This window comes from Massilia forsythiae (assembly GCF_012849555.1).
Lineage (GTDB): Bacteria > Pseudomonadota > Gammaproteobacteria > Burkholderiales > Burkholderiaceae_D > Telluria > Telluria forsythiae.
Genome location: NZ_CP051685.1, coordinates 638,506 through 655,996 on the forward strand (window position 1 = coordinate 638,506; position 17,491 = coordinate 655,996).

Sequence of the window (17,491 nt, forward strand, 5' to 3'; positions counted from 1 at the left end):
TGTTGCTTTTCTTCGTAATGACAGCTTAAACATTTGGATGAACGCTGCTGTTCATGTATCTTCTGGCGCTTGCAATTATCCCCCCTTCGACTAATTGCAATCGATTTCCCAAGATACAGGACCAACATGTTCACAGAAAAAACCATTGCCAAGGCGCTGCGCCTGGTCTTCTCCGGCGGCGCCATCGCGGCCGGTTTCGGCTTGACCGGCCAGGCCGCCCTGGCCCAGGACGCCGCCCAGGCACCGATGGCCCGCGTCGAGATCACCGGTTCGGCGATCAAGCGCATCGATGCCGAGACCGCCGTGCCGGTCACGATCATCAAGGCCGACGACCTCAGGAAGGAAGGCATCACCACCATCGAACAGGTGATGAGCAACCTGAGCGTCTCTCAGGCCCAGACCGGCACCAGCCAGTCGGTCGGCGCCAGCACCGGCGGCGCTTCGTACGCCGACCTGCGCGGCATCGGCGCCAACAAGACCCTGGTGCTGCTGAACGGCCGCCGCCTGGCCAACAACGCCTACGACAGTTCGGCGCCCGACCTGAACATGATTCCCTTCGCCGCGCTCGAGCGCGTCGAGGTCCTGCGCGACGGCGCATCCGCGCTGTACGGCTCGGACGCCGTCGGCGGCGTGATCAACTTCATCACCAAGAAGGACTTCCAGGGCGGCGCCGCCACCTTCGGCGAAGACAGCCCGCAGCACGCCGGCGGCAAGTCGGTCAACGCCAACGTGGCCTTCGGCTTCGGCGACCTGGACAAGGACCGCTACAACTTCTCGATCGTGGTCGACCACCAGGAACAGAAGGCAGTCACCGGCACCGAGCGTCCGTTCAACACCCGCTACGCCGGCGGCCTGTCGACCTCGACCTACCCGGCCAACTACTACCAGGGCGGCGACAGCTACAACCCGGCGGCGGCGAGCGGCTGCACCACCGGCGACAAGCTGATTTCCGACGGCGGCACCGGCTGCCGCATGACCACCTCGTCGTACGTCGACTACATCCCGCGCAACGTGCGCGATTCCGGTCTGCTGCGCGGCACCTTCAAACTGAGCGAAGACCACGAACTGGGCGTCGAGTACCTGACCAGCCAGAGCAAGGTCGGCGCCACCATCGCGCCGGTGCCGTACGGCGGCCTGTACATGAACCGTACCCTGGCCAACGGCAGCCTGAACCCGTTCTACCCGACCAACGCGGCGCTGAGCCCGACCTACACCGAAGCCAACACCCCGGCCGGCGTGCTGCCGGGCTTCATCCACGTGAAGTGGCGCGACCTGCCGAACGGCGTGCGCCAGGACCAGAACACCAACCGCCAGCAGCGCTTCGTCACCTCGCTGCAAGGCACCGTGGCAGGCTGGGACTACAACACCGCCCTCACCTGGAACGAGAACAAGGTGCGCGAGAACCTGGTCGGCTACAGCGACGGCAACCTCATCACCGCGGGCGTCCTGAACGGCATCATCAACCCGTTCGGCGCGCAGACCGCCGCCGGCACCGCGCTGCTGAATTCGGCTGCCCTGTCCGGCACCGTGCAGAGCGCCAAGGGCACCACCACCGGCCTCGACTTCCACGCCAGCCGCGAGCTGGGCGACTGGCTGCACGCCGGCCGCGGCGCCGGCCTGGCCCTGGGCGCGCAGACCAACTACGAAAAATTCGAGAGCGCCTCGAACACCGAGTTCGCCGAGAAGGTCGTGGCCTCCACCGGCATCGACCCGACCGCGCGCAACGCCGGCTCGCGCCACACCTATGCGCTGTACGGCGAACTGAACGTGCCGATCCTGAAGACGCTGGACGTCACCGGCTCGATCCGCACCGACAAGTACAGCGACTTCGGCAACAGCACCAACCCGAAGGTCTCGTTCCGCTTCCAGCCGAGCAGCGCGGTCCTGGTGCGCGGCTCCTACTCGACCGGCTTCCGCGCCCCGTCGCTGTACGAGATCAACGCCTCGCAGAGCTACACCAACAGCGCCGGCACCTATGACGACCCGGTCAACTGCCCGGGCGGCGTGGTCGCCGCCGGCAAGTCGCGCGCCGCCAACTGCAGCCAGCAGTTCCAGGTCCTGAACGGCGGCAACACCAACCTGAGCCCGGAAAAGTCGAAGAACGCGACCCTGGGCGTGGTGCTGGAGCCGATCAACAACCTGAGCGTGGGCGTCGATCTGTGGGCGATCCAGCTGCGCAACACCATCGGCGTGCTGAGCGCCGACGACATCTTCGCCGATCCGGTCAAGTACGCCGACGTCTACCACCGCACCGCGTCGGGCGACCTGTCGGTCGACGGCTCGCAGTGCCCGAACCCGGCCACCTGCGGCTACGTCGACCTGCGTACCCAGAACCTGGGCGGCGTGCGCACCAACGGCGTCGACCTGACCGGCAACTACCGCCTGCGCACCGCCGGCTACGGCAACTTCACGCTGGGCCTGAACGCCACCTACGTGCACAAGTACGAGTACCAGAACTCGGAAGGCGGCGAGTGGCACCAGAACGTCGGCGTGTACTCGGGCGCGGGTCCGATCTTCCGCTGGCAGAACACCGCCAACCTGACCTGGGCGCGCGGCGAGTTCTCGGCCGGCCTGACCGGCCACTACAAGAGCGGCTACGTCGACCAGGATCCGAGCTACCACGTGGCGTCGTATTCGACCTTCGACACCTACGTCGCCTGGACCCAGAAGAAGGGCATCGGCATCACCGCCGGCGTGCGCAACCTGGCCGACCGCACCCCGCCGCTGTCGTACCAGGACGCCGCCTTCCAGGCCGGCTACGACCCGCGCTACTACGATCCGCTGGGCCGCACCTACTACGTGCGCGCCAGCTACTCGTTCTAAGCCGGTCCTGCACGACGCGTGACGGCGCCGCCGTCGCGTAGCGGTACCCCACGCCCGCGGCATTGCGCCGCGGGCGTTTTTCGTTCGACAGCGCGGCCCTGCCTGCGTAGACTGGCCGCATCGCCAATGCTTCCAGGATGACCATGCGCCGCGTCTTGCTCGTTTCCCTCTCCCTGCTCGGCTTCTCCTGCGCCCAGGCCGCCGACTTCGACCTGCCGGCCACGCCGAAGACCGTGGCCTGGGGCTACTATTCCGGCCAGTCGGTGCCGGCGCTGACCGTGCATTCCGGCGACACGGTGCGCATGCAGGCGCTGTCCACCTGCGGCTCGCCCGAGCGCATGATCGCGCGCGGCGTGAGGCCGGAGCAGATCCCGCCCTATACCGCGGCGATCTACAAGGAGGTGCAGGACAAGGGGCCGGGCGGCCACATCCTCACCGGCCCGGTGGCGATCGCCGAGGCCGAGCCGGGCGACGTGCTGGAAGTGCAGATCCTGAAGGTCGACCTGGACGCGGACTTCGCCTGCAACGTGTTCGGCGTCGGTTCCGGCTTCCTGCCCAGCGAATACCCGTACGGGCGCTACAAGGTGGTGCCGCTCGACCGCAAACGGATGGTCGGCCAGTTCGCGCCCGGCATCGAGATCCCCTTGAAACCCTTCTTCGGCAGCATGGGCGTGGCGCCGGCCGGCGCCAAGATCGACAGCGCCCCGCCCTTCGTCCACGCCGGGAACATGGACAACAAGGAGCTGGTGGCCGGCACCACACTGTACATCCCGGTGGCGGCCAAGGGCGCGCTGTTCCAGGCCGGCGACGGCCATGCGGCGCAGGGCAACGGCGAGGTCGACATCACGGCGCTGGAAACCTACTTGTCCGGCACCTTCCGCTTCGTGGTGCACAAGGACCGCCACCTGCGCTGGCCGCGCGCGGAAACGCCGACCCACTACATCTCGATGGGGTTTTCGAAGGACCTGAAGGAGGCGACCGAGCTGGCGCTGAAGGACATGATCGCCTTCCTGGTCGAGGACAAGGGGATGAACCGCGACGACGCCTACATGCTGGCCAGCGCCGCGGTCGACATGAACATCACCCAGCTGGTGGACGGCAACGTCGGCGTGCACGCGATGTGCCCGAAGGCGGTTTTTACGCGCACTGCCAAGCGTTGACCCTGATCGTGGGCGCTGCTACAACCAGCCGGAGCGCTTGAACAGCCGGTACATGTAGTAGCAGACGCCCACCATGATCGCCAGCGCCATCGGGTAGCCCCAGCGCCACTCCAGCTCCGGCATGACCTTGAAATTCATGCCCCATACCCCGGCGAACGCGGTGAACACCGCGAAGATCGCCGCCCAGGCGGCGAGGCGTTTGTTCACTTCGCTGTCGTCGATCGAGACCATCGACAGGTTCACCTGGATCGCGGTGCTGATGGTGTCGCGCACCGCGTCCAGGCGCCCGCCGATGCGGCTCAGGTGGTCGTGCACGTCGCGGAAGTAATCCTGGGTGCCGTTCACCAGCTGCGGCGCCCGTCCGCCCTGCAGGCGCGTAAACGCTTCCAGCATCGGCATCACCGCGTGGCGCAGCTCCAGGCCCTTGCGTTTGAGCTGGTACAGGCGTTCGACGTTGCGGCGCTGGGCGCCGTGGGTGAAGATGCGGTCCTCGATGGTTTCCAGTTCCGATTCCAGCATGTCGACCACCGGGAAGTAACGGTCGACCACCGCGTCCATCAGCGCGTACAGCACGAACGAGGAACCCATCGCCAGCAGGTGCGGCTCGCGTTCGGCGCGCGCGCGTACGCCCAGGAAGCCCTTGACGGCGTCGCGCCGCACCGACAGCACGTAATTCTTGCCGACGAAGATGGCCAGTTCGCCGGTCTCGACGCCATCGCCGGACAGGTCGACCGTGTGCATGAACACGAACAGCGAGTCGCCGTATTCCTCGATCTTGGGACGCTGGTGGCCGCGCGAAGCGTCTTCCACCGCCAGTTCGTGCAGGTGGAATTCTTCCTGCATCTGGCGCATCTCGTCGGGGCTGGCGTCGCGCAGCGCGACCCAGACGAAGCAATCGGGTTTTTCGAGATAGTCGCTGATATCCTCGACCGGGATGTCGGACAGCTTCTTGCCTTCCTGGTAGGCGACACAGTTGATCAGCATGGAGAACGGATTCGTCAAAGCAGCGCGGGGTGCGCGGATGACGGAGCTTACACTATTGACAGGCAGCAGGTGGGCATAGCCCGGTGCATCGCTTCCGCGCAGGCGCGGATGCTCGTCGTCCCCGCGAAGGCGGGGACCCATGCTGAATTTCCGAAGTCCGTTCCGCACGGGTGTGTGGTCATTTTTGGGACTGGGGTGCCTGTTGCTTTGCATGGGTCCCCGCCTGCGCGGGGACGACGGATTGGCGGCTGTTTCGAATAACGGCCCGCGGCTGTTTCGAATAACAGCCCCCGGCTGTTTCGAATAACAGCCCCCGGCTGTTTCGAATAACAGCCCCCGGCTGTTATTCGTCCTTCGCTCCGTCGATGCCGAGTTCGGCGATCTTGCGGGTGATGGTGTTGCGGCCGATCCCCAGGCGGATCGCGGCGTCGTTCTTGCGGCCGTGGGTGTGCTTCAGCGCGGTGCGGATCAGCGCCGATTCGAACTGGCGGCCCAGCACGTCCATCACCTCGACCTGGCCGTCGGACAGCATGCGCGCCGCCTGCGCCTCGAGCAGGCCGATCCAGTCCTCGGCGCTCTGCGGCATCGGCGGCGCGCCGGCGCCGAAGCCGGCGCCCTCCAGGCCGGCATGCAGCGGCCCTGCCGACGGCGCCGGCATCGCCACGGCAGCCGCCGCCGGTGCATTGGCGCCCAGGCTGCTGGCCATCTGCAGGTTCGGCTGGGCCTGGGTCAGGTCGCGCGGCAAGTCCTTGACCTCCACGGTCTGCCCGGGCGCCATCACGGTGATCCAGTTGCACAGGTTTTCCAGCTGGCGCACGTTGCCCGGCAATTCCAGCCCCGCCAGGTAGCGCTGGGCATCGTCGCTCATGCGCTTGGTCTCGACGCCCAGCTGGTGTGCGCTCTGCACCAGGAAATGGCGCACCAAAATGGGGATGTCCTCGCGCCGCTCGCGCAGCGACGGCAGGCGCAGGCGGATCACGTTCAGGCGGTGGTACAGGTCTTCGCGGAACAGGCCGTCGCGCACGCGCTGTTCCAGGTTCTGGTGGGTGGCGGCGATCACGCGCACGTTGGCGCGCACCGGCTGGTGCCCGCCGACGCGGTAGAAATGGCCGTCCGACAGCACGCGCAGCAGGCGCGTCTGCAGGTCGAACGGCATGTCGCCGATCTCGTCCAGGAACAGGGTGCCATTCTCGGCCTGCTCGAAGCGGCCGCGGCGCATGGCCTGGGCGCCGGTGAAGGCGCCGCGCTCGTGGCCGAACAATTCCGATTCCAGCAGGTCCTTCGGGATCGCCGCGGTGTTCAGGGCGATGAACGGCTGCTGCGCGCGCGGACTGTGCTTGTGCAGCGCGCGCGCCACCAGTTCCTTGCCGGTGCCAGACTCGCCCGTGATCAAGACCGTGACGTTCGATTGCGACAGGCGGCCGATGGCGCGGAACACTTCCTGCATCGCCGGCGCCTGCCCCAGGATTTCCGGGGTCTCGCTGGGCGCGGCCTCGATGCTGGTCTCGAGCAGGCTTTCTTCCAGCGCGCGGCGGATCAGCGCCACCGCCTTGTCGATGTCGAACGGCTTGGCCAGGTATTCGAAGGCGCCGCCCTGGAACGAGGCGACCGCGGAATCGAGGTCGGAAAAGGCGGTGATCACGATCACCGGCAGGCCGGGATGGCTGTCCTTGACGGCGGCCAGCAGGTCGAGGCCGGATTCGCCCGGCATGCGGATGTCCGAGACCAGCACTTGCGGGGTGTCGGTCTCGAACGCGGCCAGCGCCTCGCGTCCGCTGGCAAAACTCCGGGTTGCGAGGTTTTCGCGCGCCAGGGCTTTTTCCAGCACCCAGCGGATCGATGCATCGTCGTCGACAATCCAGATTGGTTTCATGTGTTTCGTGCTTCCCGCATTGGTTCAAGGGGGACTGCCATTCCGCCCTATCTTCCCGCCGCTTATGGCAGCGGGATCAGGATGCGGAAATCCGTGAGTCCAGGCCGGCTTTCGCACTCGATCAGTCCCATGTGCTGCTGCACGAAGGTCTGCGCCAGCGTCAGCCCGAGACCGCTGCCGCCCTCCCGTCCCGATACCAGCGGATAGAAGATGCGGTCGCGGATTTCGGGGGCGATGCCCGGTCCGTTATCGATGATATGCAAATCTAATGCCAGGCCGTAACGAACCTTCGCCAGCGTGACCTGCCGCGCCACCCGCGTGCGCAGCACGATCTCGGCGTCGCCTGCCGCGATGCGCGCGCGCAGGGCCTGGGCGGCGTTGTGGACGATGTTCAGCACCGTCTGGATCAGCTGCTCCTTGTCGCCGCGGAATTCGGGAATCGAGGCGTCGTAGTCGCGCCGGATCGCCAGCCCGGACGGGAACTCGGCCAGCACCAGGCTGCGCACCCGCTCGCACACTTCGTGGATGTTGACGTCGCCGACGATGTGCGGGTGGCGGTGCGGCGCCAGCAGGCGGTCGACCAGGGTCTGCAGGCGGTCGGCTTCCTTGATGATCACCTGCGTGTATTCGCGCAGCGCGTTCAGGTGCACGTCCGGCAGTTCCAGCTCCAGCAACTGGGCGGCGCCGCGGATGCCGCCCAGCGGGTTCTTGATCTCGTGCGCCAGGTTGCGGATCAGTTCCTTGTTGGCCTGGGTCTGGTCGAGGATGCGCTCCTCGCGGTCGAGTTTCAATTGCTGGACGTTCTCGCGCAGCTCGACCACCACCTCGGCCCCGCCGGCGGCGCTGACGATCACGTGCACGTGCAGCGGCTCGCGTCCCGGCCGCTGCAGGCTCAGGTCCTGGCGCAGGTCGGAATACTTGTGGGCGAGCGCATGCGCGCACAGGACATCCAGTTCCTCGCCGTTGCCGAACAGGCCGGCCAGCTTCTGGCGCGACAGCGACTTGACCGAGGTTTCCAGCAGGTGTTCGGCGGCCGGGTTGGCGCAGCGCACCAGGCCGTCCGCATCGATCACCAGCACGGCGGAGGCCAGCAGGTCGAGGCCGGAAAAGCGGTCGTAGGCGGGCTCGGCGTCGGGCAGCGGGGGCACGGTCATGGGAATATTTGCTAGCGGATGTTGGCGATTTCGCGCTTGAGCGCTTCGACGTTCTTCTCGGCGCGGCCGACGTCGTCGCGCATGTTGGCCACGCGCTCCTGGTACTTGGCGTAGTTCTTTTCGTTACCCTGGCGCTCAGGCTCGCCGTTGTTGAAGTCGCGGCGCAAATCGGCCAGCTTCTTTTCCTCGGCGCGCAGTTCCTCGTTGAGGATCTCGCGGCGGTCGTCGTCGCGCGCGCGCTGGGCGGCGCCGTCCACGCGCGGGAAGTTGGCCGGGTTCGCCGCCGGCGGACGGCCGGCGCCCTGGCGCATGGTGACCGGCGGCGCGGCGTTGGGATTGGCGGCCGCCTTGGCCACCGGGGCCGGCGCCGGCACGTAGCCGGGCAAGTCCAGCGCCTTGCAGCCCGGCTTGTTGATGTCGGTGAATTCCACACGACCGCCCTTGTCTACGCACTTGTAGACGACCGAGTCGGCGCGCGCGCCGGGATGCGCCAGGGCGGCGGCCAGCGCCAGGGCCGCCAGGGCGGCGGCCGGGCGCGGGAATTGTCTGCTGCTTGTCATTCGCATCAGTGTTCGGCACCCATGCCGCGCCGGTCGGCGCACACGTCGGTGCCTGGTTGGGAATCCGACGACTATACCGCATCCAATGAAAAACGCGGGGAGGCCGACCGGCTTTCCCCGCGTTTTTGTTACCGCAAGGATACACTCGGCATCCTGCGGCATGCAAGCGTTGGCAGACGATTACGACGAGTAGTACATGTCGAACTCGGCCGGGTGCGGGGTCATGCGCATGCGCTGGACTTCCTGCATCTTGAGGTCGATGTAGGCGTCGATCATGCTGTCGCTGAACACGCCGCCGCGGGTCAGGAACTCGCGGTCCTTGTCCAGGGCTTCCAGCGCTTCTTCCAGCGAAGCGCACACGGTCGGGATCAGCTTGTCTTCTTCCGGCGGCAGGTGGTACAGGTCCTTGGTCGCGGCTTCGCCCGGGTGAATCTTGTTCTGGATGCCGTCCAGGCCGGCCATCAGCAGCGCGGCGAAGCACAGGTAGACGTTGGCCAGCGGGTCCGGGAAGCGGGTCTCGATGCGGCGGCCCTTCGGGTTGGCCACGTGCGGGATGCGGATCGAGGCCGAACGGTTGCGGGCCGAGTAGGCCAGCTTGACCGGCGCTTCGTAGCCCGGCACCAGGCGCTTGTACGAGTTGGTGCCCGGATTGGTGATGGCGTTCAGCGCGCGCGCGTGCTTGATGATGCCGCCGATGTAGTACAGGGCGGTTTCCGACAGGCCGGCATAACCGTCGCCGGCGAACAGGTTCTTGCCGTCCTTCCAGATCGACTGGTGCACGTGCATGCCCGAGCCGTTGTCGCCGTTCATCGGCTTCGGCATGAAGGTGGCGGTCTTGCCGTAGCTGTGGGCCACGTTCCAGATCACGTACTTCATGTTCTGGGTCCAGTCGGCGCGCTCGATCAGGGTCGAGAACTTGGTGCCGATCTCGTTCTGGCCGGCGCCGGCCACTTCGTGGTGATGCACTTCGACCGGGATGCCCAGCGATTCCAGGATCAGGCACATTTCCGAACGCATGTCCTGGAAGCTGTCGACCGGCGGGACCGGGAAGTAGCCGCCCTTGACACCCGGGCGGTGGCCGCTATTGCCGCCTTCGAATTCCTTGTCGGTCGACCAGGACGCTTCTTCCGAATCGATCTTGACGAAGCAGCCCGACATGTCGACTTTCCAGCGCACGGCGTCGAAGATGAAGAATTCCGGCTCCGGGCCGAAGTAGGCGGTGTCGCCCACGCCCGAGGACTTCAGGTAGGCTTCGGCGCGCTTGGCGATCGAGCGCGGGTCGCGGTCGTAGCCCTTGCCGTCCGATGGTTCGATCACGTCGCACTGCATGAACACGGTGGTCTCTTCCATGAACGGATCGAGGTTGGCGGTGTTCGGGTCCGGGATCAGCAGCATGTCCGATGCTTCGATGCCTTTCCAGCCGGCGATCGACGAACCGTCGAAGGCGTGGCCGGATTCGAACTTGTCTTCGTCGAAGTGCGAGATCGGCACGGTCACGTGCTGTTCCTTGCCGCGGGTATCGGCAAAGCGCAAATCAACGAACTTGACTTCGTTGTCCTTCAGCATCTGCATTACATCTGCGGCGGTCCTTGCCATGCTTAATCTCCTGAGTGAAAAAGTGTTCCTGGTCCCTCTAATGCACAATTTATGCCAGCACTTGATTATGAGCAAATAAACAATCGATCCTTGGAAAGCGTATGATTTGCCCCATAAAATTGGTATCCCAAGCGGGTGCACGGAATTAATGCATACTCGGCAATATGCACCAGGCGGGTGCGAGTCGCGCAGTATGCACCAAGTTAATGCACCATGCACCATTTGTGCGAGCCCGGCTTTGGGTGTGGTCCGCCACGGTGCGGCGGGAACGATGCACTGACAAGACAGGAGGAAACATGAGCACGACCGAAGACATCCTCGACGCCGCCCGCGCGCGCGGCGCCGGCCAGCCGTATGCGGGCGCAGTGACGCCGTGCGAAGCCTTCGCGCTGCTGCAGAGCGATGCACGCGTAAAACTGGTGGACGTGCGCACGAACGCCGAGCGCGACTGGATCGGCCGCGCCGCCGTGGACGAACCGCAGCAGGCGGCGGTGCAGTGGACGCTGTATCCGGGCGGCGCGCCGAACCCGGACTTCGCCACCCAGCTGCAGCAGGTGGCCGACAAGGAAGACGTGGTGCTGTTCCTGTGCCGCTCGGGCGTGCGCTCGCGCCACGCGGCGCGCGTGGCCACCGAGCTGGGTTTCCAGGATGCGTTCGACATCCTGGAAGGCTTCGAGGGCGACCGCGACAGCGAGGGACACCGCAAGAGCCTGGGGGGATGGTGCAAGGCGGGGCTGCCCTGGGTGGGGGCGTGAAAATCGGCGTTTGCCATACAGCCCGACCTGCGTTCACAGCCTCACCGATATCCCGTCGTCCCCGCGAAGGGTGAAGAATGCCACTGGCATTCTTCACCCCATACTGAGCAAGAGAATTTGCTACCTTAGAAGCAACTAGACTGCTTCAATAACACTAACTTCGGATACTCAGCATGGGTTCCCGCCTACGCGGGAACGACGGTTTTCAGGTCAGCGATATTATCTTGAACAGTAGCGCGCCTGTGCGGGGATAACGCGGATCGGCCTACTGCAAGACCTCTTCCACCGCCGCCGGCTTCGGACGCGCAGGGCGTTCCGCCTTCGGCTTGTCGTCGCTCGCAGCGGCTGGCTTGCGCGGCGCCGGCTTGACGGCAGCGCCCTCGCCCGCCGGCTTGGCGCGCTCGCCCGTCACCGCCTTCGGATGCGATTCGCCGGCGCCGCCGGATCTTGCACGCGCACCTTCGCCGTCTGCGGACTTCGGACGCGCGCTTTCTGCGCTCGCCGGTCTTGCACGCACCGCTTCGGAAGCTGGCTTGGGCGCGCGCGGCGCATCGGCATCGGCCGCATGCGCGCGCGGCGCGGTGGCCGCCGGCTTGGACGGCGCTTGCGCGGCCGGCTTGGCGGCAGGTTTCGCAGCCGGCTCCTTGACGGCCTCCTTGACCGCTTCCCTGGCCGGCTTGGCGGCCGGCGCCTCGATGCCGACGGCCGCCGCATCTTCCGCCGCCGCATCGGCCGCGCTGTCCGGCGCGCCGGCATCGGCCGCATGCTCGGTGTCCGTCGCCACCGCATCCGCCGGTCCGCTTGGTGCGGCCAGGCCCGGGCGGTCCACGTGCAGCCCCGGTACGGTTACCGTCTGCTGGTGCTCGATCATCGGCATCAGGCTCGGCGCCAGCGTCACCAGCAGCTGCACCGGCAGCGCGCTGGTGAAGTCGTAGTGCGCCGATTCCGGGCCGTGCACGTAGGCGGTCATGCTGCCGAAGAAGCGCTCGCCGATGTTGAAGACGAAGGTCGCCGAACGGTTCACGTAGCGCGATTCGATCAGGCGGTGGCCGGCGCCGTAGACGTCGAAGCGCTGGTCGCCGGTACCGGTCTTGCCGCCCAGCGCGATCACGCTGCCGTCCTGCTTGACGAAGGCCGTCTTCACGCGCTTGGCGGTGCCGACCTGTACCACGCCGCGGATGGCGTCGACCACGGCACGCGCCACCAGCGGGTTCAGCACCTGCTCGCCCTTGGCGTCCGGGCTGCGCTTGACCAGGGTCTCGTACGGCGTGTCCTTGGCGAAGTGCAGCGAATCGATGCGCTGGGTCTGCTTGCGCACGCCGCCGTTGATCAGGATGCCCATCAGCTCGGCCAGCGCGATCGGCCGGTCGGCCGAGGCGCCCAGCGTGGTGGCGTAGGACGGCACCAGCGAATCGAACGGGTAGCCCATCTTCTTCCACTGCGCGTGGATCTTGAGGAAGGCTTCCACTTCCAGCAGGCCGGCGATGCGCTTGTCCTGGGCATGCTTGCGGTGGGTCTTGAACAGCCACGAATACACTTCCTGGCGTTCCTTGACGGACGCCTTGGTGACTTCGTCCCAGCCGGCCTTCGGGTGGGTGCGCAGGTAGCCGACCAGCCACAGTTCGAGCGGGTGCACCGAGGCCACGTAGCCGCGGTCGGCCAGCGACATGTTGGCCGGCGCGTACTGGTCGTACATCTTGGCGATCTTCTCGTCGTCGACCTCGGCGTCGGCCGGCAGGTAGGCGTGCAGGAACTTGCCGAACTGCGCCAGGCTCGCTTCCGGGTGGATCGTGCGGTGCACGGCGGCCAGCTTGGACGCCTTGATGCGCACGCCCTGCATCAGCGTCGACTCGATCTCGTCCGGCGACTTGCCGCGGTACTTGTTCCAGAAGCGCGCCATGAAATCCTTGCCTTCGCGGTCGGCGAAGCGCGACAGGTACTCGGCGCGGCGCGGGTCGTCGGCGTCGGCCAGCAGCTGGGCCGAGGAGCCCGGCAGCTGGAACATGTAGTAGCGCACCACGTCGCGCATCAGGCGCACGAACAGCAGGTTGGTCGAGTTCTGCAGGCCTTCCTGGATGGTCAGGATGCGGCCGTCGTCGTTGTGGCTGAAGTTGCCGAACACGTGCACGCCGCCGCCGGTGAAGAAGGCTTCGCCCGGATTGCCGGAATACTTGCGCTCCATGGCTGCGGCCAGCATCGGCTGCAGGCCGCGGTCGGCGCCGGCCGGCAGCGCGGTGAAGTAGTCCACCGCCCACTGGGTCAGGCGGTCCTTCGGATCGACGTTGACCTTGGCCAGTTCGGCCTTCGACATCGGCTCGTAGCGCTTGTGCAGCTGGTCGATGATGTCGAGGTAGGTGGTCAGCGTGCGCAGCTTCGAGGTCGAGCCCAGGTCCAGCTTGGCGCCCTCGTTGATGTCGAGCGGCTGGTCATAGTTGTCGGTCTGGACGCGCAAGTAGTTCACCTTGTCGCCGCGCTCCATCAGCGTGAAGCTGTACACCACCTTGGCCGGGTCGCCGTTGCCGAGCATGCCCTTGCCGGTCAGGCCGGCGGCGGCCGCGGTCTGGGTGTCGGTGAGCCTGCGCAGCGCGGCGGTGACGGCTTTCTGCGCTTCCGAATTCAGGGTGGTGACCACCGACAGGTCGAGGCGGTCCAGGTTGTACAGGCGCGCGTCGCCCAGCAGGTTGGCCAGGTGGTTGCGTACCGCGTTGGTCGCCTTGCGGGTGACGAAGGTGTTGGCCGGCGGCGGCGCCACGCCCGAGCCGAGCGCCGGGTGCAGCACGATGGCCAGCGCGGCGTCGCGCAGCGCCGGCGAGATCACGCCGGCCTGGGCCAGCACGCGCAGGTGGCTGTTGGTCAGGGTTTCCAGGTCCTTCTCGCCGGCGCCCAGGTAATAGGCCGGGCGGCGCTGCGCGATCATCAGCGACAGCGCTTCCTTGTACACCAGCGCGTATTCCGGGGTGACGGCGTTGCCCGCCAGGACGCGGTTGACGTCGGCGAAATCGCGCCCGTACCAGACCCACATGCCGTCGCCGATGCCGTTGACCTCGCCGTAGCCGAGCTTGGCCGACAGCGGCACCGTGTTCAGGTATTCGAGCACGATACGGCGGCGCGCGGCGCCGGTGTCCTCGCCGTCGGCGTACGAGCGCAGCGTGGCCGAGGCCATCTGGCGCAGCTTGTCCGTGGTCGATGCGGTGCGCCCTTCCGGCGAATGGCGGTACTTCTCGATCTGGGTCGCCAGCGTACTGCCGCCGGCCACGCGCGAACCGCTGCCCAGGCCCACCGAGTGCAGCGTCTTGTCGAACACCGCCTTGGAGAAGCGGTCCCACTCGACCGCCGGGTTGCGCTTCGGGTAGGTGGTGTCGAGCAGCTCGCGGTTCTCGATGAACAGCAGGCTGCTCACCAGCAGCGTCGGCGCGGCTTCGAACTTGTCGTACAGGCGTTCTGGGAAGCGCGCCGAGAACAGCGGCTCGCCGCTGGTGTCGAGGATGTCGAGGCCGGCGCGGGTCTTTTCGCGGTAGGTCGGATACAGGCCCATGCCGGCCAGTTCCAGCATCTTGGGCGACATGCGCGCCTGGGCGTCGACCACGTAGTCGCGCGACTTCAGCTTGGCCAGGTAGTTCGGCAGGTTCGAGTAGCCGAGGCGCTCGTCGTACGGGCTGGCCGCGGGGAAGCGGATCGCGTCGCTCGGCCCGGCCGCCATGCGGTAACTGACCTTCTTGGCCAGCCCCGCGAAAAAGCGCGCCTGGAAGGTCGAGGTGCGGCTTTCGTAGACGGCGAAGGCGGCGCCGGCGGCGGCCGCGAGCAGCAGCAGTACCAGCATGGTGCGCTTGACCATGCGCCAGCGCCGGCGCGGCGGACGCGCCGGCGGATCCCGGTCGTCGCCGGATACGGGCGGCGGCAGATCGGGCAGCGGCGCCGGCTGCGGGCGCGCGGGCAGCACCGGCGCTTCCTGCACTTCCGACAGCATCGGTGCTCCAGGCATGCCGGCGGTAGCGACGGTGGCGGACAAAGGCTGGCCCAGCAGCGCAAGATTGCGGATGCGGCGCAGTGCGCGGGCGACGAGACGTGGCCGTTCGGGACGGCGGTTACTTTCCATGATGGCTCAACCGGTGTGAATCAAGATGCTGCAGTTTCCGTCGACCGGTTCGCCATCCACGCAGGTGCTGGCTGGAGCGAGCGATCGAGGTCTAGTAAAGATTTTACATTGTCGGCAGGCGACCCCACCCAGATCGCCCTGCCCCAAGACACCATTCCAACACATCGATGTGAAATGCTGAAACCGCTCCTGCAGATTTTTGACTTCGCTCGGGTATTTTCGCAAAAAAACAACGGCTCAGTTTGCATCACCGTACCGGCGCTGCAACGGGGGTTGATACGCATGCCACGATGCGCGGCGCAATGCCTGTCAAGACATCACAGCAGTTCGTATTCAGCCGCCAGCCGGTCGAGTTCCGCGCGCATCTCGGCGAACGCGTTCTCCACCTGCGCGGGCTCGCCCTTCACGCCGAGCTCGATGTGGCGGCGGGTACGTTCGTCACCCACGCTGGGCAGGCTGAACACGCGGATGTCCGGGTAGCGCGCCTCTAGCGCTTCCATCAGCGGCGTCAGCACCGACTCGGCCTGCTCGTACACCAGCATCGCCCGTTCGGCGCGCCGCTCGCGGTGGAACAGGTGCGCGTAATGGGTGTCCAGCACCCAGGCGATCATCGGCCAGGCCATCACCGGAAAGCCAGGCACGAAGTGGTGGTCGGCGACGGTGAAGCCGGGAATGCGGTTGTACGGATTCGGAATCAGGCCGGCGCCTTGCGGGAATTCGGCCATCTTGAGGCGCTGCAGGTTGTCGGGCGCATTCAGGTCGGCCTCGATCCCGGCTTCCTGGGCGGTCTCGCGGATGCGCTGCTCGACCAGCAGGCGGCCCTCCGGATGCAGCGCCAATGGCACGCCCAGCGCCTTGGCGGCGCACTGGCGCGTGTGGTCGTCCGGCGTGGCGCCGATGCCGCCGCTGCAGAACACGATGTCCGGGCCGGCGAACGAGCGTTCCAGCAGCATCGCGAGGCGCGCCGGATCGTCGCCGACGATCTCGACCCAGGACAACTGCAAACCGCGTTCGCCCAGCAGTTCGATCACCTTGGGCAGGTGCTTGTCGCTGCGTTTGCCGGACAGGATTTCATCGCCGACGATGATGAGACCGAATGCCATTGCACGCTCCTTGAAATCTCGAAACGCGCAGTGTGCCATGAAGCGTCGATTCCGGTCGCGCCCGCGTCCCACCTCCAGGCAAGCCTGGTTTCAAGCCTTGTGGGAGAACGGCGTGGAAGCGATCAGCACCGCGCCGCACGAGGTCTTGTGGCCGTGGAAAGCCACCGGCTTGCCGCCGTCCAGCACCTCGGGATCGACTTCGGCGATCACGCATGGGGCATGTCCCTGGATCGGACAACTGCAGGCATCGCCCTGGCGTGCCACCGCCACGCCGTTCACGAACACGCTGCCGGAAGCGGCAATGACCTTGCCGCCATGGCTGGTGAAGTCACCGAGCCGGATCACAGCTTTCATTTTTTTCTCCCGAACGATTCAGCATAGGTTCATCCGCATCGATAACGACCGAATCAGCGCTCCGACATCCAGCGCCATACCGTGATGCCGTAGGCGGATTTCAGGTCGGCCATCGGCATGCCGGCCTCGTAGGCGCGTGGCGCTACGCCAGGGTCGGTCGGTTGCCACATGCCGGCTTTCGGGCAGGGCTGGCCTGCCTTGGCCCACAGTTCGTCGTTCGCCGGCGCCTTGCGGACGGATGGGACGACGGGATGCCAGACCGTCTCCACAGCAACTGTTTGTGGAGGCGGGAACATGTATTCCGGGGTACTGAGTTCTTCGGTGGTCTTCACGATGCGGTACACCGGCTGCATGCGCAGGCCTTTGATGGCGAAGGTGAGGCTGTGCTTTTCCAGGCCGGTAGCGGGGTACCAGACGCCGGTCCAGGGGACTTCGTCGCCGGTGCGGCAGGAGATCGATTTATCGATGACGTATTCGGGCAAGGGATCGGGAAGCTCCCAGCCCCGTATATTTTTATACCACTCCACAACCGATCTGTATCTTTTAATAATGCCATCGCCAGGAAAACCATCGTCATCATCGCTTCGTTCGGGACAATCGGGATTTGGATTGAAGAAACCTTGTGCTCCATAAAATGCATTATTCAAAGCGTGATTAATAGCATTATCGAACTTTAACAACTTACCTATTCTAATGCTCTCGAATTCCTTGTATTCAGCCTGACTCATCCAACTTTGCAATGGTTGCTCCAGCATACCACGCGCATCACCCGCAACGAATCCAGAGACCTTCCAAATCAACTGGTAGTCTCCAAGTTCTACAAGTTCCGCGCCCCGCCTAAAATCCCGTGCCATCCTTTTAAAAGTATCGAATATCTGATTGTTCCTACCGAAATTGGCAACCTCCCGGTCAACGGCCAGCTTGCCAAACCAATTCATCATTTCTTCGCACTCAAGCGCAGCGCTTTCATAAAACGCAGGTGAAGTAAACAAATTCCATACGGCAGCCTCCAATTGCATATTGCGCATATCAC

General features: G+C 65.7%; 11 protein-coding genes and 1 pseudogene. 3 read left to right on the forward strand and 9 right to left on the reverse strand.

Annotated features, from left to right (window positions below; translation table 11 throughout):
• Nucleotides 1-126: 126 nt before the first annotated feature.
• Nucleotides 127-2,823: a TonB-dependent receptor gene (locus tag HH212_RS02725; protein WP_169433979.1), complete on the forward strand. Its 2,697-nt coding sequence runs from the start codon at nucleotides 127-129 to the stop codon at nucleotides 2,821-2,823.
• A gap of 143 nt (nucleotides 2,824-2,966) precedes the next feature.
• Nucleotides 2,967-3,983, forward strand: a complete 1,017-nt coding sequence (locus HH212_RS02730; protein WP_169433980.1) for an acetamidase/formamidase family protein — start codon at nucleotides 2,967-2,969, stop codon at nucleotides 3,981-3,983.
• A gap of 18 nt (nucleotides 3,984-4,001) precedes the next feature.
• Here HH212_RS02730 and corA read toward each other — a convergent pair whose 3' ends face one another.
• The 5 genes from corA to glnA form a co-directional block, all read right to left on the reverse strand.
• Nucleotides 4,002-4,967 (reverse strand): magnesium/cobalt transporter CorA, encoded by a 966-nt coding sequence (gene corA, locus HH212_RS02735; protein WP_169433981.1) that lies wholly within the window; start codon nucleotides 4,965-4,967, stop codon nucleotides 4,002-4,004.
• Between the two features lie 343 nt (nucleotides 4,968-5,310).
• On the reverse strand, nucleotides 5,311-6,840 hold the full coding sequence (ntrC, locus tag HH212_RS02740) for a nitrogen regulation protein NR(I) (RefSeq protein ID WP_169433982.1): 1,530 nt from the start codon (nucleotides 6,838-6,840) through the stop codon (nucleotides 5,311-5,313).
• A gap of 62 nt (nucleotides 6,841-6,902) precedes the next feature.
• A complete protein-coding gene (gene glnL / locus HH212_RS02745; protein ID WP_169433983.1) occupies nucleotides 6,903-7,994 on the reverse strand; it encodes a nitrogen regulation protein NR(II) in 1,092 nt (363 codons plus the stop codon).
• Nucleotides 7,995-8,005: 11 nt separating this feature from the next.
• Nucleotides 8,006-8,560, reverse strand: a complete 555-nt coding sequence (locus tag HH212_RS02750) for a DUF4124 domain-containing protein (protein WP_229217538.1) — start codon at nucleotides 8,558-8,560, stop codon at nucleotides 8,006-8,008.
• A gap of 174 nt (nucleotides 8,561-8,734) precedes the next feature.
• A complete protein-coding gene (glnA, locus tag HH212_RS02755) occupies nucleotides 8,735-10,150 on the reverse strand; it encodes a type I glutamate--ammonia ligase (RefSeq protein WP_169433984.1) in 1,416 nt (471 codons plus the stop codon).
• A 296-nt stretch (nucleotides 10,151-10,446) separates the two neighbouring features.
• On the opposite strand from glnA, the gene HH212_RS02760 reads away from it, so the two are divergent.
• Nucleotides 10,447-10,905, forward strand: a complete 459-nt coding sequence (locus tag HH212_RS02760) for a rhodanese-like domain-containing protein (RefSeq protein ID WP_169433985.1) — start codon at nucleotides 10,447-10,449, stop codon at nucleotides 10,903-10,905.
• Between the two features lie 835 nt (nucleotides 10,906-11,740).
• On the opposite strand, the pseudogene HH212_RS02765 reads toward HH212_RS02760, so the two are convergent.
• The 4 genes and pseudogenes from HH212_RS02765 to HH212_RS02780 all read right to left on the reverse strand — a co-directional run.
• Nucleotides 11,741-14,740: pseudogene (locus HH212_RS02765) on the reverse strand (transglycosylase domain-containing protein); the annotation flags it as partial.
• A gap of 578 nt (nucleotides 14,741-15,318) precedes the next feature.
• Complete coding sequence (locus HH212_RS02770; RefSeq protein WP_169433987.1) at nucleotides 15,319-16,104, reverse strand: competence/damage-inducible protein A; 786 nt, start codon at nucleotides 16,102-16,104, stop codon at nucleotides 15,319-15,321.
• Nucleotides 16,105-16,194: 90 nt separating this feature from the next.
• Nucleotides 16,195-16,458: a PAAR domain-containing protein gene (locus HH212_RS02775; protein WP_169433988.1), complete on the reverse strand. Its 264-nt coding sequence runs from the start codon at nucleotides 16,456-16,458 to the stop codon at nucleotides 16,195-16,197.
• A gap of 53 nt (nucleotides 16,459-16,511) precedes the next feature.
• On the reverse strand, nucleotides 16,512-17,486 hold the full coding sequence (locus HH212_RS02780; RefSeq protein WP_169433989.1) for a hypothetical protein: 975 nt from the start codon (nucleotides 17,484-17,486) through the stop codon (nucleotides 16,512-16,514).
• Between the last annotated feature and the right edge of the window lie 5 nt (nucleotides 17,487-17,491).